The sequence below is a fragment of the Verrucomicrobiota bacterium genome (assembly GCA_016871675.1).
Classification (GTDB): domain Bacteria; phylum Verrucomicrobiota; class Verrucomicrobiia; order Limisphaerales; family VHCN01; genus VHCN01.
On sequence record VHCN01000004.1, the window covers coordinates 62,657 to 88,992 of the forward strand.

The 26,336-nt window shown below is 67.3% G+C and carries 23 protein-coding genes; 10 read left to right on the forward strand and 13 right to left on the reverse strand.

The window, feature by feature from the left end:
• A complete protein-coding gene (locus FJ386_02035) occupies positions 1-1,350 on the reverse strand; it encodes a coproporphyrinogen III oxidase family protein (protein ID MBM3875482.1) in 1,350 nt (449 codons plus the stop codon).
• 9 nt (positions 1,351-1,359) lie between these two features.
• Positions 1,360-2,442, reverse strand: coding sequence for a Pyrrolo-quinoline quinone (locus FJ386_02040; protein ID MBM3875483.1), 1,083 nt, complete (start codon positions 2,440-2,442; stop codon positions 1,360-1,362).
• 427 nt (positions 2,443-2,869) lie between these two features.
• Between FJ386_02040 and FJ386_02045 the strand changes: the two genes are divergently transcribed.
• Positions 2,870-4,069, forward strand: a complete 1,200-nt coding sequence (locus tag FJ386_02045; protein ID MBM3875484.1) for a Gfo/Idh/MocA family oxidoreductase — start codon at positions 2,870-2,872, stop codon at positions 4,067-4,069.
• A gap of 102 nt (positions 4,070-4,171) precedes the next feature.
• Here the strand turns inward: FJ386_02045 and FJ386_02050 are convergent, their stop codons facing one another.
• A complete protein-coding gene (locus tag FJ386_02050; protein MBM3875485.1) occupies positions 4,172-5,017 on the reverse strand; it encodes a sugar phosphate isomerase/epimerase in 846 nt (281 codons plus the stop codon).
• Between the two features lie 195 nt (positions 5,018-5,212).
• Between FJ386_02050 and FJ386_02055 the strand changes: the two genes are divergently transcribed.
• The 5 genes from FJ386_02055 (at position 5,213) to FJ386_02075 (ending at position 12,125) form a co-directional block, all read left to right on the forward strand.
• Entirely contained in the window at positions 5,213-7,189 is a 1,977-nt protein-coding gene (locus FJ386_02055) for a molecular chaperone DnaK (protein MBM3875486.1), read from the forward strand.
• Positions 7,190-7,260: 71 nt separating this feature from the next.
• On the forward strand, positions 7,261-8,583 hold the full coding sequence (locus tag FJ386_02060) for a Gfo/Idh/MocA family oxidoreductase (protein ID MBM3875487.1): 1,323 nt from the start codon (positions 7,261-7,263) through the stop codon (positions 8,581-8,583).
• A 93-nt stretch (positions 8,584-8,676) separates the two neighbouring features.
• Positions 8,677-9,432 (forward strand): fumarylacetoacetate hydrolase family protein, encoded by a 756-nt coding sequence (locus tag FJ386_02065; protein ID MBM3875488.1) that lies wholly within the window; start codon positions 8,677-8,679, stop codon positions 9,430-9,432.
• 89 nt (positions 9,433-9,521) lie between these two features.
• Positions 9,522-11,255, forward strand: coding sequence for a proline--tRNA ligase (locus tag FJ386_02070; protein ID MBM3875489.1), 1,734 nt, complete (start codon positions 9,522-9,524; stop codon positions 11,253-11,255).
• A 48-nt stretch (positions 11,256-11,303) separates the two neighbouring features.
• Positions 11,304-12,125 carry an MBL fold metallo-hydrolase gene (locus tag FJ386_02075; protein MBM3875490.1) on the forward strand — a complete coding sequence of 274 codons (822 nt, stop codon included), beginning with the start codon at positions 11,304-11,306 and terminating at the stop codon, positions 12,123-12,125.
• 52 nt (positions 12,126-12,177) lie between these two features.
• On the opposite strand, the gene FJ386_02080 is transcribed toward FJ386_02075, so the two are convergent.
• Genes FJ386_02080 through FJ386_02090 form a run of 3 tightly spaced genes read right to left on the reverse strand, consistent with a single transcriptional unit; the run spans position 12,178 to position 15,032 of the window.
• Positions 12,178-13,170: a chitin deacetylase gene (locus FJ386_02080; protein ID MBM3875491.1), complete on the reverse strand. Its 993-nt coding sequence runs from the start codon at positions 13,168-13,170 to the stop codon at positions 12,178-12,180.
• Positions 13,167-14,228, reverse strand: a complete 1,062-nt coding sequence (locus FJ386_02085) for an isochorismatase family protein (protein MBM3875492.1) — start codon at positions 14,226-14,228, stop codon at positions 13,167-13,169. Before FJ386_02085 ends, FJ386_02080 begins: the two co-directional genes overlap by 4 nt.
• 54 nt (positions 14,229-14,282) lie before the next feature.
• Positions 14,283-15,032 (reverse strand): SDR family oxidoreductase, encoded by a 750-nt coding sequence (locus FJ386_02090; protein ID MBM3875493.1) that lies wholly within the window; start codon positions 15,030-15,032, stop codon positions 14,283-14,285.
• 109 nt (positions 15,033-15,141) lie between these two features.
• Here FJ386_02090 and FJ386_02095 point away from each other — a divergent pair, with 109 nt between their 5' ends.
• Entirely contained in the window at positions 15,142-16,719 is a 1,578-nt protein-coding gene (locus tag FJ386_02095; GenBank protein MBM3875494.1) for a methyltransferase domain-containing protein, read from the forward strand.
• 140 nt (positions 16,720-16,859) lie between these two features.
• A complete protein-coding gene (locus FJ386_02100) occupies positions 16,860-18,134 on the forward strand; it encodes a DUF2088 domain-containing protein (protein ID MBM3875495.1) in 1,275 nt (424 codons plus the stop codon).
• 25 nt (positions 18,135-18,159) lie between these two features.
• Here the strand turns inward: FJ386_02100 and FJ386_02105 are convergent, their stop codons facing one another.
• On the reverse strand, positions 18,160-19,230 hold the full coding sequence (locus FJ386_02105) for a M42 family metallopeptidase (protein MBM3875496.1): 1,071 nt from the start codon (positions 19,228-19,230) through the stop codon (positions 18,160-18,162).
• Between the two features lie 71 nt (positions 19,231-19,301).
• Positions 19,302-20,558: a Glu/Leu/Phe/Val dehydrogenase gene (locus FJ386_02110; GenBank protein MBM3875497.1), complete on the reverse strand. Its 1,257-nt coding sequence runs from the start codon at positions 20,556-20,558 to the stop codon at positions 19,302-19,304.
• A gap of 108 nt (positions 20,559-20,666) precedes the next feature.
• Here FJ386_02110 and FJ386_02115 point away from each other — a divergent pair, with 108 nt between their 5' ends.
• On the forward strand, positions 20,667-21,965 hold the full coding sequence (locus FJ386_02115) for a sodium:proton antiporter (protein ID MBM3875498.1): 1,299 nt from the start codon (positions 20,667-20,669) through the stop codon (positions 21,963-21,965).
• Between the two features lie 61 nt (positions 21,966-22,026).
• On the opposite strand, the gene FJ386_02120 is transcribed toward FJ386_02115, so the two are convergent.
• The 5 genes from FJ386_02120 to FJ386_02140 all read right to left on the reverse strand — a co-directional run bounded on the left by FJ386_02120 (position 22,027) and on the right by FJ386_02140 (position 26,251).
• Positions 22,027-23,397 (reverse strand): ascorbate-dependent monooxygenase, encoded by a 1,371-nt coding sequence (locus FJ386_02120; GenBank protein ID MBM3875499.1) that lies wholly within the window; start codon positions 23,395-23,397, stop codon positions 22,027-22,029.
• Positions 23,394-23,963 carry a redoxin domain-containing protein gene (locus FJ386_02125; protein MBM3875500.1) on the reverse strand — a complete coding sequence of 190 codons (570 nt, stop codon included), beginning with the start codon at positions 23,961-23,963 and terminating at the stop codon, positions 23,394-23,396. The genes FJ386_02120 and FJ386_02125 overlap by 4 nt, the downstream gene beginning before the upstream one ends.
• Positions 23,964-23,995: 32 nt before the next feature.
• Positions 23,996-24,673 (reverse strand): sigma-70 family RNA polymerase sigma factor, encoded by a 678-nt coding sequence (locus FJ386_02130; GenBank protein MBM3875501.1) that lies wholly within the window; start codon positions 24,671-24,673, stop codon positions 23,996-23,998.
• A 139-nt stretch (positions 24,674-24,812) separates the two neighbouring features.
• Positions 24,813-25,829: a GDP-mannose 4,6-dehydratase gene (gmd, locus tag FJ386_02135; GenBank protein MBM3875502.1), complete on the reverse strand. Its 1,017-nt coding sequence runs from the start codon at positions 25,827-25,829 to the stop codon at positions 24,813-24,815.
• 32 nt (positions 25,830-25,861) lie between these two features.
• Complete coding sequence (locus FJ386_02140; GenBank protein MBM3875503.1) at positions 25,862-26,251, reverse strand: PAS domain-containing protein; 390 nt, start codon at positions 26,249-26,251, stop codon at positions 25,862-25,864.
• Here FJ386_02140 and FJ386_02145 point away from each other — a divergent pair.
• Positions 26,154-26,336 (forward strand): 5-methyltetrahydrofolate--homocysteine methyltransferase (locus FJ386_02145; GenBank protein MBM3875504.1); only part of this gene is annotated, 183 nt, incomplete at its 3' end. The two genes, FJ386_02140 and FJ386_02145, sit on opposite strands and share 98 nt — an antisense overlap.

Here is a 26,336-nt window from a genome sequence, read left to right on the forward strand (position 1 = left end):
CTAGACGTAGCGCGCGATGTTGTGCTCCGGCTTGAAGAATTCGTGCAGCAGCTTGTCCACCTGCAGCAGCGCCTCGCGCGTGAGCACGATGCGGTCGCCTTCCACGCTGAGGAAGCCCCAGTCCTTCAATCGTTGGGTCGGTTCAGCGAAGCGCTCGACCGGGTCTGCGCCGAATTTCGCCTTGAAGTCGCTGCGGCTGTTTGAGCCAAGCTTGAGTTGCAGGATGAACTCGCGGATGAACCGTTCGTCGTCTGTCGGCGTGAGTGCGCGGAAGATGGGGAACTGTCCCGCGTTCACCTGCGCCACGTAGGGATCGAAGTCCGCGTGGTTCTGGTAATGCACACCGCCGATGTGGCCGAAGCTCGCCACGCCGACGGACAGCAAATCCGCGCCCGCCCACAGCTTGTCCCGATAGACGAACTTGGTCTTCGCCTTGTCCTTCACCGCCGTGTAGGCGCTCGCGACGGTGTAGCCCGCGCGCTCGAACGCCGTGAAGGCGTCGTTGACCCAGCGGCGCTTGGTCGCCCAATCGGCCACCGGAGCGACGAGCTTTTCCTCGGCCTTCATGCGCTGGTAGATGGTCGTGTTATACGGAATCTCCATCTCGTAGATGGTCACCGAGTCGGGCGCGAGTTCGAGGGTCTTGCGGATGTTCTCGCGCCAGTTGGCCTCGGTTTCCTCGACCATGCCCGCGATGAGGTCGATGTTGATCTGCGGGAAGCCCACGCTGCGCGCAAACGCGTAGGCGCGGGCGATTTCCTTGCTGTGATGTGCGCGGCCGTTGATCTCCAAAATGTGGTCGTCGAAGTTCTCCACGCCGAGCGAGAGGCGCGTGACACCGAGGTCGCGGATGGCCTTCAGCTTGTGGTCGGTGAGCGTGCCCGGCTCGCATTCAAAGGTGACTTCCTCTGCCGCGTCCCACGGCAGCAGCGCCTTCATGCCGTCGGTGAGGTGCCGCAGCTGCTCGACCGAGAGGTAGCTCGGCGTGCCGCCGCCGAAGTAGATGAAGCCCGGCGTGCGCCCGCCAACACAGGGCCTGGCCGCGTGCAGCGCGAACTCGCGCAGCACGGCGTCAATGTAACCCTTGATGGCCGCGGAATCCTTGTCGGTGTAAACCTTGAAGTAGCAAAAGTGGCAGCGCTTCCGGCAGAAGGGAATGTGGACGTAGATGCCGAGCGGCGTGCCGGGCTTGGGCGGGCGCTGCATCGCGTCGAGCACCTGCGGGACGAACTCGGGTTTCCAGAACGAAAACGGCGGGTAGTTCGAGACGAAGTAGTTGCCGGCGGTCGTCTCCTTTTGGATGGGAGGTGTGGAGGGTCGGGGCGCTTCGAGAGTGGCTGGCTGGCTCATGATGCTGTGCTACTCCTTCGCCTTTGCCGGCGCGCCACGAGGCGGGCGCGTGAGTGGGGGCGCGAACGCATACACGCCGCCGTCCTCGCTGCCGATGACCACGAGGTTCTCGACCACCGCGGGCGAGCTGGTGATCCCCTGGCCGATTTCGTAATTCCACAGCTCCTTGCCATCCGCGAGCGAGACGACGTAAAGCCGGCCGTCCTCCGAGCCGAACACGACCTTGCCATCGGCGGTCACCACGGGCGAGCTGTCCACCTTGCCCTGTGTCGGGAAGGTCCACACCGTGTCGCCGTTGTCGAGGCGCACGCAATGCAGCCGCTTGTCGCGGCCGCCGAATAGCACGCGGTCTTTCGTGACCGCGGGCGAGCTGAAGTAGGCGAAGTTGCGCTCCTTGTAGGTCCACACGTTCGAGCCTTTCGTGAGGTCGATGCACTGGTAGGCGTTCTCGTAGTGGCCGAAGTAGGCGCGCCCGTCCACGAGCGACGCCGAGCCCGCCACGTAGGCGCCGGCCTCGATTTCCTTCACCTTCTTCCCGTCGGCGACGCTGATCACGTGCAGCATCGCGTCGCATCCGCCAAACACCGTCACGCCGCGGTCAACCGCGGGCGAGCCGTTGATGTAATTCCCTGTCTCGTAAACCCAGTTGCTCTTGCCCGTCGCCGCGTTGAGGCAGTGCAGCTTGAAATCGTAGCTTCCGACAAGCACCCACTTGGACTTGCCGTCAGGCGACGCGGTCCAGTTCGCTGCGCCGAGGATCTTGTCGCCCGTCTCGTGCTTCCACAGCGGCTTGCCCGACGCGGCGTCGAGCGCGTGCAGGAACGCGTCCGTCGAGCCGATGTAAACGCACCCGTCGAGCAGCATCGGCGACGCCTCGATCGGCCCGCCGGTCTTGTGCTTCCACAACTCGCGGCCCGTCGCCGCGTCGAACGCGTAGAGATGGCCGTCGTCCGAGCCGATGAACACGCGGTTCTCGCCGATGACGGCGGAGGATTTGACCGGCCCCCTCGTCTTCGCGCTCCACAGCAACGAGAGCGGCGTGGCGAGCTTCGCGCCGGAGAGCCCCTGCAAGTTCGGCCCGCCGCGGAACATCGGCCAGCCCGGCAGCGCGGCTTTCGCGGCGACGGGCTCGGCTTTCGTCTTGGCGGCAGCAATCGGTTGCTTCTGCGGATCGGCGCCGAGGTTGGGCAGCAAAGCCGCAGCCACGGCGACGACCGCGACCGAGGACAAAGTGATGAAGTGAGGCTTCATGGTCATTGGGACTGTCCGACGGAAACGGCGGTTCAAAGCCAGCCGTCGGGCGAATCCATTGCAAGGCGAGTATCCGGCGCGGGTGGGAGGAAGGCAACCACTTATTACCTACACGTAGTATCGTCGCGAGAAGCACCGCCCTCCGGGCCCGGCATGTCGCCGCGGGCCGTCCCGTTCAGGCCGGACCGGTGACGGGCAGTCCGCGGCAACTCTCCACTCGCCTTCGATTCGCCGGGGTGCATACTGCCGCCGAATTCCTTGCCGCGCCATGAACACGACACTGAACGGCCTGACGAACCCACCACCGCCACTTTCCCGGCGCGAGTTTCTCGGAGCCTCGGCGGCGCTGGCGGCGGTGACAGCCGCCACGCCCGCCTTCGCCGCGGAGGCCACGACGTTGCGCGCCGCCGTCATCGGCCACACCGGGCGCGGCGATTACGGTCACGGGCTCGACGTGCTTTTCACCGGGCGCGGCGATTGCGAGCTTGCGGCCGTGGCCGACCCCGATCCCGCCGGGCGCGCGAAGGCGGCCGAGAGAATCAAGGCGCCGCGCCAATACGCCGACTGGCGCGAGATGCTCGACAAGGAAAGGCCGCAGCTCGTGAGCGTTGCGATGCGGCAGGCCGACCAGCACCGCGAGATCTGCCTCGCCGCGTTGCGCGCGGGCGCGCACGTGTTCTGTGAGAAGCCTTTCGTCACCTGCCCCGCCGAGTCTGACGAACTGCTCGCCGAGGCGCAGAAGCGCGGCCTGCGCATCGCCGTCGCGCACCAGATGCGCAGCCTGCCCTCGATCGCCGCGCTCAAGCAGGCCATCACCGGCGGACTCATCGGCGACGTGCTCGAACTGCGCGCCTTCGGCAAGCAGGACGCCCGCGCGGGCGGCGAGGACATGATCGTGCTCGGCTCGCATCTGTTCGACCTGATGCGGCTCTTCGTCGGCGACCCGCAATGGTGCACGGCGCGCGTGCTGCAAAAGGGCCGCGACATCACGCGCGCCGACGCGCGCGTCATGCGCGACAACGTCGGGCCGATCGCGGGCGACGAGGTGAACGCGCAGTTCGGATTCGCCCACGGCGTCTTGGGCACCTTCACCAGCCGCGGACGCCAGCGCGAACTCGTGGCGCACTGGGGCATCGAGTTCATCGGCAGCAAGGGCGCCGCGCGCATCCTCATGAACATCCCGGCGCAGGTGTTCGTGCTCAAGCCCGGCGCGTGGAAGCCCGACGGCCGCGCGGACACGTGGCAGAAGTTCGAGGGCACACCCGCGGGCGTGGACAACTTCCCGTCCGCAAACACCCGGCTCGTGGACGACTGGCTCGCCGCGATCCGCGAGAAGCGCGACCCGGAATGCAGCGGCCGGAACGGAGCATGGGCCGTGGAGATGGTGATGGCCGTGTATCAGGCCGCGCTCACCGGCCAGCGGACGACCTTTCCTCTGAAGTCGCGAACCCATCCGCTGATCGCGTGAGGCGAGGCGCCGAAGCCATCCGGAGGATGACTCGGCCGGCGACCAGCAGCCCCCCATCCGGGCGTAGCAACTGCGAGGGGGGCGCCCCGCGCCGCCGGCAGCCTACTTGAACGCCCGCTTGAGGTGTGCGAGGCCCTTCACGGCGATGTCGTTGCGCTTGGGCTCGATCTTGCGCCAGATGGCCGCGGCGCGCGCGATCACTTTCACGTCCGTGGTGAAGCTCTCGATCACCACGTCCTTGTCGTAGCCGACCTTGCGGAGCGCCTTGACGATGGGCTTCCAATCAATGTGGTCGCCGCCCGGCGTGCCGCGGTCGCTGCCGCAGGCGTGAAAGTGGCCGAGGTGCCGGCCCGCCTTGAGAATCGCGGCAGCCTGGTTCTTCTCCTCGATGTTCATGTGAAACGTGTCGAGATGCAGCTTCACATTTTTCTTCCCGACGGCCTTGATGAGCTTGAGGCCCTGGTCACACGTGTTGAGGAAGTCCGTCTCGAACCGGTTCAGCGGCTCGATGCACAGCTCCACGCCGCGCGCGGCCGCGTAGTCGGCGAGTTCCTTGAGGTTCTTCACCACGAGCGCGAACTCGATTTTCTGCTGCGCGGGTTCGACGGCGTCCGCCTTGCCGACGACGGAATAAATCGGGCCGATCATGCGGGGGCAGCCGAGCGCCGCGGCCTGGTTGGCCAGGGCCTTGCAGTAAGCCATGCCGGTCGCCTGCTCCTCGGGCGTGCCGCGGAAGTCGCGTCCCGGCCCCATGCACGCGCAGATGGAGCCGATGGCGATGCCGGCTTTCCCGGCGGCGGCCCTCACCGCCGCGGGTTCGATGTGCTCGGGCGCCTCGATGGGAATCTCCACGGTGTCGAAACCCCACTTTTTGAATTGCGGGAAGAGCTTCACGCTCGCGGTGGTGAACGGCGAGGTGAACAGGAAGGAGTTGATGCCGAATCTCATGGTGTGCGGGGGGAGGGGTTGGGTTGAAGTTCGCGCGAAGGCTAGAGAATCACGCTGCCGAGGCAAGTGATTTTGCGGTGGCTGAAGCCGCGCGCCCCGCGGCGCGAAGCGCGCCCAGCGGATTTGATTCGCCAACGCCACGCCGGCTGGTTACGCAGTCCGGCGCGAACCCGCCGCGCCGCCGCGGTTCACGCCATGAGCAAGATCGCCGGCATCGACCTCGGCACCACGAATTCCCTCGTGGCCACCGTTGATTCCGGCATCCCATTCGTCATCGCGGATGCCGACGGTCGCCGCCTCACGCCCTCCATCATACACGTTGCGGGCGAGGACGCCGTGCCGATGGTCGGCGAGCCCGCGCGCCGCATGCGATCGCTCAACCCCGCGGCGACCGCGTATTCCGTGAAGCGGTTTATCGGGCGGCGCGCCATGGAGATTCCGGCGGAGGAACGCGACGTCGCGTTCGCGGTCACCGGCGACGGCGGCGGCCCGGCGGTCATCGAGATGCACGGACGCCGCTTCACTCCCGAGGAACTCAGCGCCGAGGTGCTCAAGAAACTGAAGCGCGACGCCGAGGCTGCGCTTGGCGAACCCGTCACGCGCGCGGTCATCACCGTGCCGGCCTACTTCAACGACGCGCAACGCAACGCGACCCGCCGCGCCGGCGAACTCGCGGGCTTCACGGTCGAGCGCATCATCAACGAACCGACCGCGGCCGCGCTCGCTTACGGGCTGGAACGGCTGAAAGAAAAGTCGCGCGTCGCCGTTTACGACCTCGGCGGCGGCACGTTTGACCTCTCGATTCTCGAACTCAACGAGGGTGTCTTCCAGGTGCTCGCGACGAGCGGCGACACACGGCTCGGCGGTGACGATCTCGACCGGCGGGTCGTGGAGTTTCTCGTTGCAAAGGTGAAGGCATCAGGCGGACCGGATTGGCGCGACGCGGTGCGTGGCGCGCGGCGCGTGACCGGCACCGAAGCGTCCGGCGCGAACTCGCGGTGCGCGGAGCACGCAGCACTCGCCCGCCTGCGCGAAGCCGCGGAGGACGCGAAGATCCGGCTGTCCAGCGAGCCCGAAGCCGAGATCGCGCTGCCGTTTCTCACGCCGGAGTTCAGCTTCAGCTGCAAGCTCACGCGCGACGAACTGGAGCGGCTCACCCGCGACCTCGTCGAGCGCACGCGGGCGCATTGCCTCCGCGCGCTTGCCGACGCAACACTCGAGGCGAGGCAACTCGACCAGGTCATCCTCGTCGGCGGGCAGACGCGCATGCCGCTCGTGCGACGGCTCGTGGCGGAATGGTTCGGCTGCGCGGAGTTCGACGAGGACCGCGGCGGCGTCCGGCTCGGCATGGGGTTTCACGAGCGCAGCGGACCGCGGTTGAACACTTCGCAAAACCCGGACGAAGCTGTCGCGCTCGGCGCGGCGATCCAGGCGGCGATTCTCAGCGGTGAGTTCAAGAACCTGCTGCTGCTGGACGTCACGCCGCTCTCGCTCGGCATCGAGACGTTTGGCGGGCTGATGAATGTGATCATCCCGCGCAATTCGACCATCCCGGTGAAGGCGGGCGAAGTCTTCACGACGGCGGTGGATTTCCAGCGCGAGATGCTCATCCATGTGCTCCAGGGCGAGCGCGACCGGGCGAAGGACAACTGGAGCCTCGGCCGGTTCACGATCGCATTCGCAACCGCGCCGCGCGGCGTGCCGCGGGTCGGTGTGCAGTTCGAGATTGATGCCGACGGCATCCTGCACGTGCTCGCGCGCGACCTCGCGACCGGCCGCGAGCACGTGGTGGAGATGAAGTCCGCGGTGGACGTGGACGATGCGGCGGTGCAGCAGATGGTCGAGGCATCCGTCGAGCACGCGTTCGAGGACCGCGCCGCGCGCGGGTGGATCGAATCGAAGCTCACGGCGCAGGAAGTTCTCGCCGCCACCCGCCGCGGCCTCGCGGAATGCGGTGAAGCGCTCGAAGCCGGGACGCGGGCCGCGATTGAGCAGGCCGCGCTCGCCGTCGAGTCCGTGCTTGCGTCTGAAGACCCGGCGTCGAAAACCGGCCCGGCGTCGCAACTCAAGTCCGCCGTCGCTGCGCTGGATGAGGCGACCAAGCCGCTGGCCGAGGTGCTCATGGACAAGGCGATGGCGGCGATGCTCCGCAAGCGCGGGGCGATCCCGTGACGCGGGAAACCGCGCCTTGCGCCCGCGCGCCGGCTCCGCTACTGAGAGGGCAACCGACCACCCGTCACTTCATGAACCCGACGTCACGCAGGATCTTCCTCCGCAACACCGCGCTCGCCGGCGCCGCGATTCCCGCGGCGCCGTTCGCGCGTGCCGCCGAACCGCGCAAGCTGCGCACCGCGCTCATCGGCTCGGGTTGGTGGGGCAAGAACATCCTCAAGGAGGCGATGGCTTCGGGTCGTTGCACGGTGGCGGCGCTCGCGGATTGCGACTCGCGCGCGCTGCAAATCGCGGGCGAGCAGGTGACCGACCTGAGCGGCGACAAGCCCAGGCTGCACCGCGATTACCGCGAGATGCTCGCAACGGAGAAACCCGATGTGGTCATCATCGCCACGCCCGACCACTGGCACGCGCTGCAGTCCATCGCGTCGGTCAACGCGGGCGCGCATGTGTTCGTCGAAAAGCCCACGGGGCACACCGTCAACGAGAGCAAGGCCATGCTCGCGGCGGCGCGGAAGACCGGCAGGATGGTGCAGGTCGGCCTTCACCGGCGCATCGGTCCGCACCACGTGAACGCGATGAAGTTCCTCCGCGACGGAAACGTGGGCAAGGTCGGCGCCGTCCGGCTGTTCGTCCATTACCGCGGCGAGCGGGAATTGCCCCGGCCGAACAGCGCGCCACCGGCGACGATGGATTGGGAGCTGTGGTGCGGCCCCGCGCCGAAGCGGCCCTTCAACACGAAGCTGCACCCCGGCGGGTGGCGGCAGTTCCTCGACTACGGCAACGGCCAGCTTGGCGATTGGGGCGTCCACTGGCTCGACCAGGTGGTGTGGTGGAGCGAGGAGAAGTATCCGAGGCGCATTTTCTCAAGCGGCGGCCGGCCGATCGCGGGCGCGCCGGTGAACAACGACACTGAGATGACCACCGACTCGCCGGATCATCAGGTGGCGACGTATGAGTTCGAGCAGTTCACGGTGACGTGGGAGCACCGGAAGTTCGCCGAGAACAAGGCCGAGAAGCACAACGTGGGCGCCTACTTCTACGGCACGAAGGGAACGCTGCACATTGGCTGGCGCGACGGCTGGACTTTTTATCCCGCCGACTCGAAGGCGAAGACGATTCACGAAGACTCGCAACTGCAGGAGCCCGACGGCCACAACTTGAAGCTGCTGTGGGCGGACTTCCTCGCGGCGATCGACACGGGGCGCAAGCCGGTGGCGGACATCGAGAGCGCCCACCGCTCGTCCGTGCTGCCGATGCTCGGCATGATGTCCCTCAAACTCGGCCGCAGCCTGCAGTGGGACGGGGCAAAGGAGCAGGTCATCGGCGACGCCGAGGCGAACACGCTGCTCAGCCGGCCGTATCGTGCGCCGTGGCAGTATCCCGCCGGGTGACGCGCCGGCGCGATTCGCGCGGAAGCCTCGGGCATTTGCCCGTTTTTCACCTTGCGACGCCCTCCCCGGAAGTGTTACTAGAATGCCCGACCTATGGCAGCCATTGGCCGGTTTCAGAAAGGCGACGACGTTTTTTTTGCAAAGGTGGTGGACGGAGATCTGTTCCGCCTTCGGGGTGACGTCTTTGGTTCCCCCTCGTTTGACAAGAAGGCGATGTCGGTGAAGGGCGTCAAGACGCTCACGCCCGTGCAGCCCTCGAAGATCATCGCGGTCGGGCTGAATTACGCCGACCACGCGCGGGAGTCCGGCAAGCCCATCCCCAAGGAGCCGCTCTTCTGGCTCAAGGCCACCACGTCGTTGCTGCCGGACGGCGGCAAGATCGAGATCCCGTTTCCCGCGCACCGCACCGACTACGAGGCCGAGCTGGCGATCGTCATCGGCCGGCGCGTGCGCAACGTCACGCCGGCTGCCGCCGCGCGCTACATCTTCGGCTACACCTCGGCCGAGGACATCAGCGACCGCACGATCCAAAACTCCGAGAGCCAGTGGGCGCGCTGCAAGAGCTTCGACACCTTCACGCCGCTCGGGCCTTACGTGGAGACGAAGATCGACCCGCACGACCTGACCATCCAGCTCTTCCAGAACGGCCAGCTCCGGCAGAACTCCAACACGAGCCAGCTCATCTTCAACTGCTACCAGCTCGTGAGCTTCATTTCCACAAACATGACGCTGCTGCCCGGCGACGTGATCGTCACCGGCACACCCAGCGGCGTCGGGCCCATCGAGAGCGGCGACCGCCTCGAAGTGCGCATCCAGGGCCTCGCGCCGCTGGTGAACACGGTGAAGTGAGAGCGAACTCGTGAGCCACTTCGTCACCCCGCGCCCAGAGACGCGCGGATGATGGCTCCCCCTTCACCCCTCCGGCTTTTTGCCTTTCCATGCGCTGGTCCCAAACCCTCATCCCCACCCTCCGCGAAGCCCCGGCGGACGCGGAGATTCTCTCGCACAAGCTCCTGCTCCGCGCGGGGCTCGTGCGCAAGCTCGCCGGCGGCATCTACACCTTTCTCCCCACCGGCCTGCGCGCGCTGCGCAAGGTCGAGCGCATTGTCCGCGAGGAGATGGACCGCGCCGGCGCCATCGAGGTGCTCATGCCCGCGCTCCAGCCGCCGGACATCTGGCAGCAATCCGGTCGTTACGAGACGGCGCGCGACGTGCTTTTCAAGGTCAAGGATTCCGCCGGCCGCGAGTGGGTCCTCGGCCCGACGCACGAGGAAGTCATCACGCTGCTCGCCGCCGCCGAGATCAACAGCTACCGCCAGCTCCCGAAAAACTTCTACCAGATCCAGGTGAAGTTCCGTGACGAGATCCGCCCGCGCTTCGGCCTGATGCGCGCGCGCGAATTCATCATGAAGGACGCCTACAGCTTCGACGTGAGCGACGACGGTGCGATGGCAAGCTACAGGAAGATGTATGACGCCTACGCGCGCATCTTCGCGCGCTGCGGGCTGAAGTCGTTCCCCGTCGAGGCCGACACCGGCGTCATCGGCGGCAGCCACTCGCACGAGTTCATGGTGCCCGCCGAGACCGGCGAGAACGAGGTCGTCTATTGCGAAGCCTGCGGCTACGCGGCGAACATCGAGAAGGCCACGAGCGGCATCCCGAAAACCGCCGCGCGCGACATCGGCGCCGCTCCGGAGAAGTTCGCCACGCCCGGCGTCGTGACCATCGAGGCGTTGAGCCAGTCACCTTACAGCGTCCCGGCCAACCGCCAGATCAAGACGCTCGTTTACATCGCCGACTCGAAGCCGGTCCTCGTGCTGATCCGGGGCGACGACCAGATGAACGGGAACAAATTCATGGCCCGCGCCGGCGCCGCCGCCGCGCGCCCCGCGACCGCCGACGAGTGCGCTTCCGCGCTCGGCGCGAAGCCCGGTTCACTCGGCGCGGTCGTGAATGTTCCCGACCACGCGAGGGTCTTCGCCGACGAGCGCCTGCGCGGCGCGAACGACATGACGACCGGCGCGAACGAGGACGGCTTCCACCTGCGCAACGTTTCCATCGAGCGCGACATCAAGGTCACATCCTGGTTCGACCTGCGCACCGTCACCGCGGGCGAGCCGTGCGTGAAGTGTGCGAAGCCGCTGAAGATCCGCCGCGCCATCGAGGTCGGCCACTGCTTCAAGCTCGGCACCAAATACAGCGAGAAGCTCAACGCCACGTTCCTCGCCGAGGACGGCACGCGCAGACCGAGCGTGATGGGCTGCTACGGCATCGGCGTCACGCGCACGCTGCAAGCCGTCATCGAGCAATGCAACGACAAGGACGGCGTCATCTGGCCCGTCAGCGTCGCGCCCTACGAAGCCTGCATCACGCCGCTCGCCGTCGCGCCCGGCAGCGCGGGCATGAAGCTCGCCGAGCAACTCTATGCCGGACTCACCGCGCGCGGCATCGAGGTGATCCTCGACGATCGCGACGAGCGTCCCGGCGTGAAGTTCAAGGATGCCGACCTTGCGGGCTTCCCGCTGCGCATCGGCATCGGCGAGAAGTCGCTCGCGAAGGGTGAAGTCGAGCTCAAGCCCCGCGGCGGCGCGATCACCTTTGTGAAGTCCGGGGATGCCGTGGCGCAAGTCGTGGAGTGGATTGAAACCGAGCGCAAACGGTTGGCGAGCTAGAGTCCTTTCACTCGACGCCCCATTTCGCGCTCGTTACGCTGCCGCGCCATGACACTCGAAGACCATCTCGGCGACATCCTCCGCAAGGCCCGCATGATGACGAAGGTCGACCCCGCCGCCGCCGCCAAGGCCGCGGGATTGACCGAGGCCGAACTCGCCGCGCTCGAGGACTCCGGCACGTTCACCCGGCGCCCCGATCTCCCGGCGCTTTCCGCGCTCATCGATCTGAGCGCGACGAAGGTCGAGGGCATCGTGAACCACTGGCTTCCGAAGCCCGTGGACCTCACGACGTGGCGCGAACTCCGGCAGATCACCACCGAGGACGGCATGAGCGTCCACGCCTACCTCGCGTGGGACGAGGTCACCCGCGAGGCGGCGGCGTTTGACACGGGCTTCACCGCGGAACCGATCTTTGCGCTGCTCGCCGGGCACAAGCTCGACCTCAAGCACCTCTTCATCACGCACACGCATCCCGACCATATCGCGGGCGTCGAGGCCATTCGCGCGAAGTTCCCGCAGGTGCGCATCCACACCGATGCGAAGAGCGCGCCGCCGCAGCACAAGAACCGCCGCAACGACTGCATCCACCTCGGCAGCCTGCGCGTCACCAACCGCGACACACCGGGCCACGCGGAGGACGGCGTCACCTACGTCATCGGCAACTGGCCTGACGACGCGCCGCACGTGGCGATCGTCGGCGACGCCATCTTCGCCGGCTCGATGGGCGGCGCGAAGGACCATGGTCCGCTGGCGAAGTCGAAGGTGCGCGACCAGATTCTCTCCCTGCCCGCGACCACGCTCATCTGCCCCGGCCACGGCCCGCTCACGACCGTCGGTGAGCAGCGGGAGCACAATCCATTCTTCCATTGAAACCCGGAAGCGGAGGGTCACTTCGCCGGCCGCTCGACATTGGAAGGCCGGGCTACGGGGCGACCCGCGAGGCGACCGCGTCCAAATCCACGATCGCCGCCCGATCCCCGGCGCGTTGCGCGAGGTCGCACATCAAGTCGATCGCGCGGAACTCGGGGTCCATCGCGGAAAGACACGCGGGGTGGCCGAGAAAATCGAAGAGCGCGCGCTCGGCGATGCACCACTCCACGGCGAGGCGGATGGCCTTGAGAAACCACTCCAGCTTCCACCGGCCGTTTCGAAACGCGCCGATGTCGCTGATGGGCGCCATGGGAATCTCCACGAGCCCGCTGCTGTAGCGGGACGGTTGCGCCGCGGCCTGCGCCTTCACGATGCCGTCGAGCACCGAAGCGCCGGGTTCTTCGCCCGGCCTGGAGTTTGGGTGAGTTGGATACTTGCCGCTGCACCACTTGAATCCGAGGTCGAGGAGCATCCGCTGCAAGTGCGGGGAATCCTCGAGACCGTTGCTGAAGCCGCCGGGCGTGCGGAAGCCCGCGGGCGCGGCGCCGAGGCGCGACTTCATGGCCTCCGTGCAGAGCGCGATGTTCTCGCGCACGATTTGCGGCACGGTCCTGCCTTCGATCAACCAGGGCGCCCGCTGGAACCGAAACTGCACCTCCGCCGGCCTGGTCGCCTTCATGTGGACGTGGTCGTAGGTGTGGTTCCCGATGCGGTGGCCGGCGGCAAGCAGCTCCTTGAGCCAGTCCACGTTCTCCTGCTCGAGCGCGCGGCCGACGAGGAAGAAGTGGATCACGCCGCCGCGGGCCTTCACGCGGCGCGCGGCCTCGAGCGCGTAGCGTTTCGTCGCCGCGTCGAGGTTGCCCTTCTCGTAATCCCACTGCGTGTCTTCCCAGCGCGGGAAATTGCGCGCCATCTCCAGATCCAGCGAGATGGCGATGTGCGCCTTGCGCGGGCCTTCCGCCGCGCCCGAGCGGAGGTGCGCGCCCGCCGCGGCGAGCGCGGTGCCCGCAAGGAACTCACGGCGTGACGCGGCGCGCGCGTTCATCGGGACTTGGGCGCCGGGTCCAGCCTCACCCAGCTCACTTGCGTGACGAGGTTGTTGAGCGCGGCGAAGCTGATGTGCGCGTTGGTCGCGTGGCGCGGCGATTTGTTCGAGGGGAACGTCGCCAGCGTCGCGTCGCCCACGAGGAATACATTGAAGTCCTTGCGCAGGTTCTCGAAGCCCGCCGTCGTCCGGGCGTAGCACATGTCCGTCGCGTAGCCGACAAGCAGCACATGGCGCACGCCGTGGTCGGCGAGGAACTTCCGCAGCGGCTCGTAGCCGGCGGCGTCGTAGATGACGACATCGTCCGCGTGCGGCGCCGCATCGCGAGTCACCGGGATCGGCAGGTCCCAAAAGCCCGCGCCGTTGTAGCGGGCGCCGGCGTCGAGCCCGGGGAACTGCTTGAAGTAATCCACCACGGGCTTGTCGGCGGAGAGCGTGAGCGTCGCGGGCAGGGGCTCGCCGCGGTAGTTGAAGCCGTTGAGTTTCGCGTCGAGTTCCTTCACGCCTTCGGCCCGCTCCGCCGCGGACGGCGTGCGCGTGAAAGAGCGATACAGCTTGCGGCGGATCGGATCCTCGGCGCCCGGCAGCGAGTGCATCACGAACTTCACGCGGCTTCGAAGCGACTGGATGAACGGCACGATGACTTCGCGCGTGTGCCGGCCCCCGAGCCTGTTTTTTTCAAGCGTGCAGAAGTCCGCCACGCCCGCGGGCTCCGGCGTGCGCCAGCCCTGCCCGTCGTCGATGCCCCAAGGATGCACGAAGATGATCGCGGTCGCCCCGGCGCGGAGGTCGTTGGGCATCTCGATGATGCCGCGCGCGTTGTAACTGAAGCGCCACGCCCGCACGTGCAAATCCGCACCCTCATCCCGCACCAGCGCCGGCGCCTCGAAGCGCGTGAGCTCCTCGACGGGCGCTACGAATTCCGGATGGTCTGCGAGCAGCGGCCCGGGGTTGGCGCGGCGCGTGAGCGTGTTGGAGAAGTTCCGGATGGCGCCGTCGCCCGCAAGCGCCGGGCCGAAGCCGAGGAGAACCGCGAGGAGGACAAGCCTTGAGTGCATGCGCCCTTATCGCGCCCCGGCGCGCGCGTGTCAAACGCCACCACCACACGGGCCTCAAGCGATGCGCATCGTCAGGCCGCCGTCAATCACCACGGTCTCGCCCGCGATGTAGTCGTTCTTCACGAGCATCGTGATGACGTCGGCGACCTGCGCGGTCGTGCCTTCGCGCTTGAGCGGGATGCGGTGGTCGAGGTTGAGCCGCTTCTGTTCCTCGCTCATCGTCGCGTGAAAATCCGTGCGAATGACGCCGGGCGCGACGCAGTTGATGCGGATGTTGTCGCCCGCAAACTCGCGCGCGAGCGCGCGCGTGACCTGCGGCACCGCGCCCTTGGCCGCCTGATACGCGACGTTGGTGACGAGCGCGCGGATGCCGGCGGTCGAGGAAATCGTGATGATCGCGCCTTCCTTCTTCGCGCGCATCCCGGGGATCACCGCGCGGCACAGGTGGAAGATGGCGTGGACGTGCACGTCAAACGCCGCCATCCATTGCTCCTCGGTGATCTCGAAAAGCCTGCCATTCACCGGCCCGCCCGCCGAATGGACCAGCACGTCCACGACGCCCAGCCTGGACTCGGTCTCGCGCACCGCGCGCGCGCAATCCGCGGGCTTGCCGAAGTCCGCCGTGATCAACTCGCAGCGGCGGCCCACTGCGCGCACGGCGTCTCGCGTCGCCTTCGCCTCGGCGTCATCGCGCCGGCCGGCGATGGCGACGTCCGCGCCTTCCCGCGCGAAGGCGAGCGCGGCGGCGGCGCCAATGCCGCGGGTGCCGCCGGTGACGAGTGCGATCTTCCCGTTCAGGTTCATGGTGCGCGAGGTGGTATGCGTGTTGCCGCGCGGAGTCAATGGCATTGGAATGGGACGCGGCTCCCTTCTCCGGCTTGCTCTCTCGCGCCGCAGCCCGTAGAACCTCCGCGTGCAAAAAAAACCCGCGCCGCCCGCCGCCGGGCCGGAATTGTCCGCCGGACTGCGCCGATACCTCTACGCGACCGCCGCGCTCACTGGCGCAACCATTCTCGTCGTGGAAATCCTCGGCGCCAAAATGCTCTCGCCCTACGTCGGCACGTCGCACTTCGTGTGGACGGCGCAGATCGCGGTGACGCTCGTCTCGCTGGCGGTGGGCTACTGGTTCGGCGGCCGTCTCGTGGACCGCAACAGCAAGCTCGGCCGGCTCTACACGTGCATCCTGCTGGCCGGAGTATACCTGTGTCTGAGCGTGTTCATCTGCGAGCCCGTCGCGTTCTGGGGGCTCAAGTTCAACCTCGCCACGGGCGCGCTGGTGTCCTCGGCCGTGCTGTTCTTCGTCCCGCTCACGCTGCTCGCGACCACCGGGCCGTTCCTCGTGCGCGTGCTCACGCAGTCCGTGAACGTCGTCGGCAGGCAGATGGGAACGCTCTCCGCGGTCAGCACGCTGGGCAGCGTCGCGGGCACGGTGCTTGCCGGCTACGTGCTCATCCCGTTCCTGCCGAATTCGCAAACCATGTTTCTCGCGGCCGCGGGGTTGTTCGGAGTGGCGGGCGGATACATCTTCGGATGGGGCCGGCGGGCGCAGAGCCCGGTGGCGGCCGCCGTGGGCATCATCGGCGGCGGACTCGTGGGCTGGGCCGGCATCGCGCAGGACGCGCGCGGGAACTTCGCGGAAGGCCGGCAGATTCACCGCAGCAACTCGAATTTCGGGCAGTTGCAGGTCATCGAGGCCCGCGGCGGCACGGTGCGCTACTACCTGAACGACTACCTCACGCAGAACGGCTACGACCCCGTCGCGAAGCAGAGCGTCAACCTCTTCACCTACATGCTTCACGGCCTCGGCCGCGCCTACACCGAGCGCTCCGACGACGTGCTCTGCATCGGGCTCGGCATCGGCATCGCGCCGATGCAGTTCGCGCGCGACGGCGCCCGGGTGGACGTCGTGGAGATCAACCCCGCCATCGTTCCCGTGGCGGAGAAGTTCTTCGACCTCGAACCGGCGAAGCTCAACATCCACATCGGCGACGGGCGCGCCTTCCTCAATCGCGCCACCCGGAAGTATGATGCCGTGATCCTCGACGCCTTCCTCGGCGACTCCACCCCCGCGCACCTCATGTCACGCGAGGCCTTCGACTCGATGCGCCGCGTGCTCAAGCCCGGCGGCGCCCTCGTGATGAACTCCTTCGGCGACCTTGCGGCGGGGAACGACTACTTCGCGGCGTCGCTCGACAAGACGCTCAAGTCCGTCTTCAAGAGCGTGCGCATCCACGCGGACGGCTGGGGCAACACGTTCTTCGTGGCGAGCGACCGGCCCGACCTCACGTTCGCGCGGCAGCCCGAGTTCACCGGCATCCACCACACCTGCCTCTCGCGCGTGCAGGACACGTATCTGGCCGTGCGCGAACTCTTCTCGACGAACGGCATCGTGCTGACCGACGACTTCAACCCCGTGGAATTCCACGACGCCAAAGGCCGCGAATCCATGCGCCGGCGCCTCGCGATGTCGATGCGGCGGGTTTCGCCATAGGCGCCAGCGGGTTGACACAACCGCGCGCCCTCCGGCCTTGCGTTTGCCGCCGCGACCAGCGATGAACGTCCCGCGCGAAGCCAGCCTCGCGGGGATGGGCTTCGCGACACACGAAGCACGTCCTCCTCGCCCTCCACTTCATGAGCACACCCCTTCCCCTCATGCTCGGCGCCCGGCAGAACTTCGAGCGCACGCCGCCGGTGGACGTCCCCGCGACGCTGCGGCGCGAACTCGCCACCGTCCTCCCGCGCGTCAAACCCGGCGCGCGCATCGCGGTCGCCGTCGGCAGCCGTGGCATCGCACGCCTTCCGGAGATCGTCGCGGAAGTGGTTCGCGTCCTCCGCGACGCCGGCGCGCAGCCCTTCCTCATGCCTGCGATGGGCAGCCACGGCGGCGCGACGCCCGAGGGACAGGAGGGCATCCTCGCCGAATACGGCGTGACCGCGGCCACGTGCGGCGCGCCCGTGCGGCCTTCATTGGAAGTGAGGCAGGTTGGTTCCACGCCCGACGGCGCGCCCGTGTGGTGCAGCACCGTGGCGCTCGGCGCGGACGGCATCATCATCGTCAACCGCGTCAAGCCGCACACGGACTTCGGCGGCAGCTTCGGCAGCGGGATCATGAAGATGGCCGTCATCGGCCTCGGCAAGATCACCGGCGCCACCGCGTGCCACGCGGCCGCCTCGCGGCTCGGGCTCGCGCACGTGATCCGTTCCATGGCGCGGGTGATCCTCGCCGAGGCGCCGGTCCTCTGCGGCGTGGCGATCGTCGAAAACCCGTTCCACGAAGTCGCGCGCCTCGCCGTGCTGCCGCGCGAAGACATCGAGCGCCGCGAGGAGGAAATCTTCGTCGAGGCCAGACGCCTCATGCCGCTGCTGCCGTTCGCGGACCTCGACCTGCTCATCGTGGACCGCATCGGCAAGAACATCAGCGGCGCGGGCATGGACCCGAACGTGATCGGACGCGGCGTGCAGGGCTATTCGTCGTCGCTCGGGCGCGTCGAGGCGGGGCCGCCCGTGATCCGGCGCATCTTCGTGCGCGACCTCACCCACGAGACGCAGGGGAACGCCATCGGCCTCGGCCTCGCGGACCTCACCACGACGCGCGCCGCGCTCGCGGTCAACAAGCGCGTCACCTACCTCAATTCCCTCACGTCGCTCACGCCCCACGCGGCGAAGATCCCAATCCACTTCGACACCGACCGCGAATGCATCGAGCGCGCGCTGGCTTCGCTCGCGCGGGAGGACACCGCCGGGGCGCGCGTCGTCCGCATCGCGGACACGCTCTCGCTCGCGACGATGGAAGTGAGCGAGGCGCTCGCGCCAGCCGTGAAGACCGACGCGCGGCTCACGCAGACTCACGGCGCGGTCGCGATGGACTTCGACGGCGCGGGGAACCTGAAGCCGCTGCGGGAGTGAAGCGCGGCCGCCGCCGCAACCTGCATCAAATCCTCACCTTGAACTGCTCGCCGCGCCTGAGCGAGAGGGCGAAGCCGGCCATGAGCTCGGGGATTTGCTCGAGGTCGCGCAGGTTCACCAGCTCGACGGGCGAGTGCATGTAGCGGTTGGGCAGGCTGATGAGCCCGCAGGGGATGCCGCCGCGGGTCCAGAAGATCACGTCGGTGTCCGTCCCGCTCGTGGCGGATTGCGCCTCGTGCTGGACCTTGATGTTTTTCTTCACCGCGACTTCCTCGATGCGCTCGACGACGTCGGGATGGTTCGCCGGGCCGTGCGTGAGCGTGGGACCGCCGCCGAGCGTGATGTCGCCGTGCATCTGCTTGTTCACGGCCGGGTAATCGGTCGCGTGGGTCACGTCCACCACGAGCGCGGCGTCGGGCTTGAGCGAATAGGCAATCTGCCGCGCGCCGAGGAGGCCGACTTCCTCCATGATGTTCGACACGGCGCAGATCTCGGCCTTGAGCTTCTTGCGGTCGGGATGCAGCAGGCGCAGCGTCTCGGCCACGGCGAAGGTGCCGATGCGGTTGTCGAACGCGCGCGCGACCGCCACGTCGCCGCGCAACAACTCGAAGCTGTCGTCGAGGGTGATGGGGTCGCCGACGCGGACGAGCTTCTGCGCCTCGGCGCGCGTCGAGACGCCGATGTCAATGAAGAGCTCGTGCAGTTCGGGGACCTTGCGCTCTCTTTCGAGCTTGGTGAGGTGCGGCGGGACGTTGCCGACGACGCCCTTGACGGGGCCGTTGCGGCTGTGGATGACGACGCGCTGCGCGCGGGTGATGGCGGGGTCGATCCCGCCGAGCTTGCGCACGTAGATGAAGCCGTCGGGATTGACGAAGTTGACCGTCATCGCGATTTCGTCCGCGTGCGCGGCGAGCATGAGCCGTGGCGAGCCGCCCTTGTTGAGCACGGCGACGGTGTTGCCGTGGGCGTCGGAGAAGGTCTCGTCGGCGTAATGGCGCGCGTAGTCGAGCCAGACGCGCTGGCCGCGGGCCTCGTGTCCGGGCGGGCTGGGGGTGTTGACGAGGCGCTGCAGGAAGTGAAGGGAGGCGATGCGCATGGGGCACTATGCGCGGGCCGGGCGCGGAGATTGAAGCGCAAACTGGACGCGCCGGACGCGTCCGCGCCCGGTCACGGGAACAACCCGCGCGTCTTTTTCGCCTCGTGCACGCGGCTGATGCCGATGCTCAACGCGGCCTGGCGCATGGTGAGCTTCTGCTTGCGGCTCATCGTGAGCGTCTGCATGAACGACGCCTCGAGAATGCGGAACAACTTGTCCATCACCTCGGTCTCGGTCCAGAAGAAGCTCTGCAAGTCCTGCACCCACTCGAAGTAGGAGACGATCACGCCGCCGGCGTTGCAGAGGATGTCCGGGATGATGAAGACCTCCGGCCGCTGGTCGAGGATCAGGTCGGCGTCGGGCGTGGTCGGCCCGTTGGCCGCCTCGGCGAGGACGCGGCATTGGATTTTCGCCGCGTTCTGCCCGGTGATCTGCCGCTCGAGCGCCGCGGGCACAAGGATGTCGCACGGCGTGAGCAGCAACTGTTCATTGGTGACCGGTTCCGACCCGGGAAATCCTGTCACTGTCCGGTGCTTCGCGACGTGGCGGTCGAGTTCCCACAAGTCGAGGCCGCGCCGGTTGAGGATGCCACCCTGCACGTCGCTGACGGCGATGACCTTCACGCCGAATTTCGCGAGTGAGAACGCCGCGATGGCGCCGACATTGCCGTAGCCTTGCACAACGGCGGTCGCGTGGGGCGCGTGCAAGCCGATGGTGTCGAGCGCGCGATTGATGAGGTAGCCGACGCCGCGCCCCGTGGCCTCGCGCCGGCCCAATGAGCCGCCGATGCCGACAGGCTTGCCCGTCACGATGCCCGGCGTGGCGCAGCCCATGTGGACGGAATACGTGTCCATCATCCACGCCATCGTTTGTTCGTTGGTGCCGAGGTCGGGCGCCATCACGTCCATCTGCGGGCCGATGAAGGGAATCATCTCCTGTGTGTAGCGGCGCGTGACGCGCTCGAGCTCGGTAAGCGAAAGCTTGTGCGGGTCGCACGCGACGCCGCCCTTCGCGCCGCCGTAAGGCAGCCCGGCAAGCGCGCATTTCCAGCTCATCCACATCGCGAGCGCGGCGACTTCGCCCAACTCCACTTCGGGATGATACCGCAAGCCGCCCTTGGTCGGCCCGAGCGCAAGGTGATGCTGCACGCGGTGCCCGGTGAAGACGCGCGTCGAGCCGTCATCCATGTGGACGGGCAGCGAGACGGTCATCGCGCGCTTCGGCAGCTTGAGCCGGTCACGGTCGTCGCGCGGGATGTTCATCCGGTCGGCGACGAGGTCAAACTGCCGGCAGGCCATTTCGAACGTGGGATGTCCGTAGACGTGCATCGCGGCGGATTAGACCCGCGGGGCGCGCCAAAGTCGAGCCGCGGCCCGCGGGCGTGCAACAAACCGCTTGCCACCGGGGCGGGCTTCTTTAGTATGCACACGTATTAAATGAACCCGACCGCCATCGAACATCATCTCGGCCTGGTCCTGCTCCAGTGGATGGTCATCATGGCCGCCGCCTGGTTCTTCGGCCGCGCGGGGCAGCGGCTCGGGCAGCCGCTCGCGGTGGGTGAAATCTTTGCGGGCATCGTTCTCGGGCCGTCGTTGCTCGGGCTCGTGTGGCCTTCGATTCACGGGGCCCTCTTTCCCGGACAGCCGTTCTTCGCGCTGTTCCCGGACGAGACGCAGCAGTCGCTTCAACTGCTCGGCAAGCTCGGCCTCATCCTGCTGCTATTCCAGGTCGGCATGGAGTTCGATTACGGCCACCTGGCGTCGCGCTCGCGCGCGGTGCTGGCGGTGTCGGCGGCGGGCATCGTCGCGCCGGTCGCGGGCGGGCTGCTCATCGGCCCGTGGCTGCACCGGAACTTCGCGCCGGAGACGCCGTTCGCCGGGTTTCAGATGTTCGTCTGCATCGCGCTCTCGATCACGGCGCTGCCGATCATGGGGCGCATCCTGCTCGAAATGCGGCTCGAGCGCACCGCGCTCGGCGCGCTGGGCATCAGTTCGGCGGCGATTGACGACGTTGTGGGCTGGGTCGGGCTGGCGGTGATCTCGGCGCTGGCGAAATCGCAGTTCGAGTGGATGCCGTTCCTCGGGCAGGTCGCCGGGGTGCTCGTGTTCTTCGGCGGGCTGATGACGCTCGTCGGGCCATGGCTGCGCGGGCGGTGGCAGAAGAGCCGGGGATTCGCCGAGGGCCGCCTCGGGCCGGGGTTCATGACCGTGCTGCTGACGGTGCTGTTCACGTGCTGCCTGATAACGAACAAGCTCGGCATCTTCTCGATCTTCGGCGCATTCCTGCTCGGCGTGGCGCTGCATCAGGACACGTCGCTCGTGAAGGCCTGGCGCGAGAAGTTCGCCGACTTCGTGCTCGTGGCGCTGGTGCCGATCTTCTTCACGAACACGGGGCTGCGCACCGAGATCGGCTCGCTGAACACGGGCACGGCGTGGCTCGGCGCGGTGGTCGTGCTCGTGGTGGCGACGGCGGGCAAATTCGGCGGTTGCTGGGCCGCGGCGCGGTTCACGGGTCAGCCGCAGCGGGAGTCGCTGTGCGTCGCGGCCCTGATGAACACGCGCGCGTTGATGGCGCTCGTGGCCATCAACATCGGCTTCGAGCTCAAGCTGCTGCCTCGGGAACTCTTCACGATGTTCGTGCTGATGGCGCTGCTCACGACGGCGATGACGGGGCCGATGTTGCGCGCGTGGCTGCCGGAGGATTTGAAGAAGCTGGTGCCGCGGGTCGGAGGGTGAGTCGCAGGTTGGGAGAATCGGGACGCACCGCACCGCGCACTCGTCGCTTCCCTTGCCCTGCCTACTTCTTCTTCCGAAACTGCTCGCCCAAGTCGCGCAAGATGTCGCTCACCCCGTCCACCTTCCGGCCCTTCGTCAGGCTCTCGCCGTCGTGGGTGAAGTTCAGATAGGCGAGGCACATCTCGTCGTTGGTCTGCTCGCCCCAGCGGATGGGGCGCGGCGGGTTGTTTGGGTTGTTCGGATTGCCGGTCGAGTTGTCGTAATGCGCCTCCATGTGGATTCGTGAACCGCGCGGGAGTTTCACCGGGTCCGCGAAGGCGTAGGTCATCTGCCAGTTGAAATCCCACTTCGGCACGTGCACGAGCGGGATTTCCCTGCCGTCGGGCAGCGTCGCCGAAACCTTCATCTCGCGGCCGACGAGGTGCATGTGCGGCATGACGCTGTGCAGCGTCGAGTCCGTCGGCACCGGGATGGTGCTGCGCGTGACGTAATCGGGGTCGCCGGCGGGGATGCTCAGCCGTGCGACGAGCGGGAACGTGTGCCAGCGCTGGTCCACCCGGCCCTTCACGAAGTGCAGGCCGATCTTCGTGCGGTCGGTCTCGGGCTTGCCGCTTTTGTTGTAGTGGACTTGCAGCACGATGTCCGCGTTCTTCGGCAACAGCCGGCCGACACCGGCGGGCGCGAGCCGTGCGTCGTTGCCGGGCGCCCAGCCGCCGATTTGCGAGCCGCGGAACCCGATGCCGCCGCCGCCGCGCCCGTAACCGGGACCGGGGTCGCGCGCGTCAAGCTCGCGTGCCTGCCCGCTGGTGTCGTAGTGGACGATCACGTGATGCACGACGCTGCGATTGCCGGGATGCACTTCGACGGCCGCAAGCCAGCGGTCGTCGGTGAGCCTGGTCGGAATCACAAAGTTGCGATACACGTCACGCCCCTCGGCGGCGATGGAGTAGGCCTCGGGCATCTCCAGGACGAGGTCGGGCGTGCCGAGTTTCCAGCCGGACGCGAACTTCGGCAGCGGCGGCAGGTCTGACACGTTTCCTTCGCGCGCGCCCTCGGCGGCCCATTGCTTGAACATGCCCACCTGTTCCGCGGTCAGCACGCGCTCATCGTGATAGCGCTGCACGGGCGCCGCTTTCCACGGCGGCATCGTGCCCTTCTCAATCACGGAGGCGATGGTCTTGGTGCGCTTGGCGACGTCCTGAAAACTCGTGAGTGTGAACGGCCCGACTTCGCCGGCGCGATGGCACTCGGCGCAGTTCTTCCAGACGATGGGCGCGATGTCCTTGGTGAACGTCAGCGTGTTCACGGGGCGCGGCGTGTAGACGGCCGCGGCGGGCTTCGCCGGCGAAGGCTTGTCGTTCGAGCCGGCCGTCGCGGAAACGGCGATGAAGCACGTGAGCGTGGCGGCGGGGAGCAGGGTTTGCAGGTTCATGGCTTGGCGGGTTGTCTATCAGATGGCGCGGTGGAAATAAAGCAGCCAATGGCTTTGGGAAATGGCGTCGCGACGGGCTTGCCGGTGAGCACGGCGTCGAGCGCATCGCGCAAGTCGCGCGTGGTCGGGCGCTGGCGGCGCTGCCCCAGGTCGGCGAAGCGGTCGTCAATGCGGCCGCGATAGAGCACCCGTCCGCCGGGCGCCAGCACCACGGCCTCGGGCGTGACGGTCGCGCCCGTGTGCTTCACAAGCGCATGCGACGGGTCGAGCAACGCCGTGGCGGTGAAGCCGAATTCCCTGGCGTGCTTGCGCGCGGCCTCGGGCGCGAGGTCGGGCTCAACGTAAACGAGCCGCACGCTGAGCGGCCGCTTCGCGTAGTCGGCGGTGATGCGGTTGATCTCCGGCGCGAATGCGTTGGCGATGGGGCAGTCGCTCATCAGGAAAATGAGGACGACCGCCTTTTGCTCCGCACCGAGCTTGAGCGGAGTATGCGTCTTGCCGTGGATGTCGCGCAGCTCAAGCTCTGCAGCCCCGAATGCGGGACTGAGGAACAGAAGCAGACACAAGGCACCGAGTTCCAACCTTGATCCGGCTCGATTCACTTGCCCTCCTTTTCTCCCGGCGGCCGGCCAAAGAACGGTCCGGGCGGGCGCTTGCCCTTTGGTGGCGGCGGCTGGCCGTTGGCGGTGCGGTCGGCCAGGCGCTGCCGTTGCTCGCGGCGGAGTTCATCGAACTTCACAAGCTGTTCCGGCGTGAGCTCGCGCGCGATGTCCTCCTGCGCCGTGCGGACCACCTGCGCGATCTCGGCGACGGGGCGCTGTTCGAGGTCGAGCAGGTGGATGACGAGGCGGTCCTCAGCGCCGAGGGAATCGAGGAGCTTCACCGCGAGTTCGCGCGCGGCCATGCCTTGCGAGGGGTGTGGTTCGGACTCGTTGTGCAGCACGGCTTCGAGCACTTCGGCCTCGGCCTCGCCGAGGTCGGCCCAGCGCCATTCGGGACGGCGCTTCTGCGCGCGGAGACGGTCGAGGCATGTGCTCACGGCCACGCGCGAGACCCAGTGCTCGACGGGCACTTCGCCGCGGAACTGTTCGAGATTGGCGAACACTTTCATGAAAATCTCCTGCGCCAGGTCTTCCTCATCGAGCGCGCGCGGCAGGTGCGCGCGGACGATCTTGATGACGAGGGGCCACAAGTGCGCCACGAGCTCGCGCGCCGCCGCCTCGTCGCGCCGGCGCACGCGGTCCAGGCAGGCTGGCGCATCAAGGCTGTCGGCCATAAGTCACTGCCGATGCCGGCCCGGCTGGAAGGGGTGACGCCGTTTGCGGGCCGCGGTTACGGGGAAGTTCGGGCCGGAGTCCACGTCTGGTATGTGCGGCAACCGTGCCGCCTCTTCAAGGCGCAACACGCCGCGCGGATCATTCGTGCCGCGGCTTGACCCTGCCCGCGAGGCGGTCTTCGAGCACCTTCAAGTCGGCGTCCACCATGAGGCGGGCAAGTTCGGCGAACTTGATGCGGGGTTCCCAGCCGAGTTTTTGCCGGGCCTTCGAGGGATCACCGATGAGCAGGTCCACCTCGGCGGGCCGGTAGTAGCGCGGGTCGATTTCGACGTGCTGCTTCCAGTCGAGCGCCGCGTGCTCGAAGGCAACGTCCAGAAACTCCCGGATGCTGTGAGTCTCGCCGGTGGCGATGACGTAGTCGTCCGGCCTTTCCTGCTGGAGCATGAGCCACATGGCCTCGACGTATTCCTTCGCAAAGCCCCAGTCGCGCTTGGCGTCGAGGTTGCCGAGGAAGAGCTTCTGCTGGAGCCCCAGCTTGATGGCCGCGACCGCGCGGGTGATCTTGCGCGTGACGAACGTCTCGCCCCGGCGCGGCGACTCGTGGTTGAAGAGGATGCCGCAACTCGCGTGCAGGCCGTAGGACTCGCGGTAGTTGACCGTGATCCAGTGGCTGAAGACTTTGGCGCAACCATAGGGTGAGCGCGGGTAAAAGGGCGTGCTCTCGCGCTGTGGAATCTCGACGACCTTGCCGAACATCTCCGATGAGGACGCCTGGTAAAAGCGCGGTTGGATGCCCGTCTCGCGGATCGCCTCGAGCAATCGAATCGTCCCGGTGGCTGTGATGTCCACGGTGTATTCGGGCGCGTCGAAGCTCACCCGCACGTGGCTTTGAGCCGCGAGGTTGTAGACCTCCGCAGGCTGTATTTTCGCCACGAGACGCGCGAGCGCGCTCGCGTCGCTCAAGTCGCCGTGGTGCAGGAAGAGCCGGCTCCGGCCGGAGTGCGGATCTTCATAAATGTGTTCGAGGCGCCCGGTGTTGAAGCTTGAGGCGCGGCGGATGATCCCGTGGACTTCGTAGCCCTTGCCGAGGAGAAGTTCGGCGAGATAGGAGCCGTCCTGCCCGGTGATGCCGGTGATGAGCGCCTTCTTCGCCATAGGTCGGGGCGCAGCTTCGGCAACGGTGCGCGTCATGGCAAGACCGGAAGCGAATCGCGACGGGCGCGAAGCGGCGCATCGCCCCGGTCCGTTCGGCAGTTCGGCGGGCAGCGTCGCGCGGCACTCGGGGCAAAGTCCGTGCTAGAACCGGGCTGCCGCTCGAACGCCGGGTTCACATACTCGATGTGCCTGGTGCGGTCGGTGATGATGATGTGGTCGGCCGTCTGCTCGACAACGCTCGACAACCGGCGAAGCGCGGCCGCGCGCGAACCGGGGTTCCGATTGAGTTTTGACTGCTCCAACCGCACACTTCCCGCGTTGAAGATGGCCAGCACCACCGCCCGATCGGATCCCGGCGACACACTGCGCCGCCTGCTGCGCGAGCGCATCCTCGTCCTCGACGGCGCAATGGGAACGACCATCCGCGCCTACGGGATGAAGGAGGCGGACATCCGGGGCACACGCTTCGCCGGCGCGAAGAAGGACCTGCTCAACAACGGCGACCTC

Bases quoted from the DNA above. Each gene is read 5' to 3' on its own strand.
- FJ386_02130 (MBM3875501.1), bottom strand. From the start codon at position 24,673: ATGGCCGACAGCCTTGATGCGCCAGCCTGCCTGGACCGCGTGCGCCGG.
- FJ386_02115 (MBM3875498.1), top strand. From the start codon at position 20,667: ATGAACCCGACCGCCATCGAACATCATCTCGGCCTGGTCCTGCTCCAG.
- FJ386_02085 (MBM3875492.1), bottom strand. From the start codon at position 14,228: ATGCACTCAAGGCTTGTCCTCCTCGCGGTTCTCCTCGGCTTCGGCCCG.
- FJ386_02110 (MBM3875497.1), bottom strand. From the start codon at position 20,558: ATGCACGTCTACGGACATCCCACGTTCGAAATGGCCTGCCGGCAGTTT.
- gmd (MBM3875502.1), bottom strand. From the start codon at position 25,829: ATGGCGAAGAAGGCGCTCATCACCGGCATCACCGGGCAGGACGGCTCC.
- FJ386_02035 (MBM3875482.1), bottom strand. From the start codon at position 1,350: ATGAGCCAGCCAGCCACTCTCGAAGCGCCCCGACCCTCCACACCTCCC.
- FJ386_02050 (MBM3875485.1), bottom strand. From the start codon at position 5,017: ATGAGATTCGGCATCAACTCCTTCCTGTTCACCTCGCCGTTCACCACC.
- FJ386_02040 (MBM3875483.1), bottom strand. From the start codon at position 2,442: ATGTTCCGCGGCGGGCCGAACTTGCAGGGGCTCTCCGGCGCGAAGCTC.
- FJ386_02105 (MBM3875496.1), bottom strand. From the start codon at position 19,230: ATGCGCATCGCCTCCCTTCACTTCCTGCAGCGCCTCGTCAACACCCCC.
- FJ386_02075 (MBM3875490.1), top strand. From the start codon at position 11,304: ATGACACTCGAAGACCATCTCGGCGACATCCTCCGCAAGGCCCGCATG.
- FJ386_02120 (MBM3875499.1), bottom strand. From the start codon at position 23,397: ATGAACCTGCAAACCCTGCTCCCCGCCGCCACGCTCACGTGCTTCATC.
- FJ386_02060 (MBM3875487.1), top strand. From the start codon at position 7,261: ATGAACCCGACGTCACGCAGGATCTTCCTCCGCAACACCGCGCTCGCC.
- FJ386_02045 (MBM3875484.1), top strand. From the start codon at position 2,870: ATGAACACGACACTGAACGGCCTGACGAACCCACCACCGCCACTTTCC.
- FJ386_02100 (MBM3875495.1), top strand. From the start codon at position 16,860: ATGAGCACACCCCTTCCCCTCATGCTCGGCGCCCGGCAGAACTTCGAG.
- FJ386_02090 (MBM3875493.1), bottom strand. From the start codon at position 15,032: ATGAACCTGAACGGGAAGATCGCACTCGTCACCGGCGGCACCCGCGGC.
- FJ386_02140 (MBM3875503.1), bottom strand. From the start codon at position 26,251: ATGGTCGTTCCCATTGCGCCGTCGAGGACGAGGATGCGCTCGCGCAGC.
- FJ386_02065 (MBM3875488.1), top strand. From the start codon at position 8,677: ATGGCAGCCATTGGCCGGTTTCAGAAAGGCGACGACGTTTTTTTTGCA.
- FJ386_02070 (MBM3875489.1), top strand. From the start codon at position 9,522: ATGCGCTGGTCCCAAACCCTCATCCCCACCCTCCGCGAAGCCCCGGCG.
- FJ386_02080 (MBM3875491.1), bottom strand. From the start codon at position 13,170: ATGAACGCGCGCGCCGCGTCACGCCGTGAGTTCCTTGCGGGCACCGCG.
- FJ386_02055 (MBM3875486.1), top strand. From the start codon at position 5,213: ATGAGCAAGATCGCCGGCATCGACCTCGGCACCACGAATTCCCTCGTG.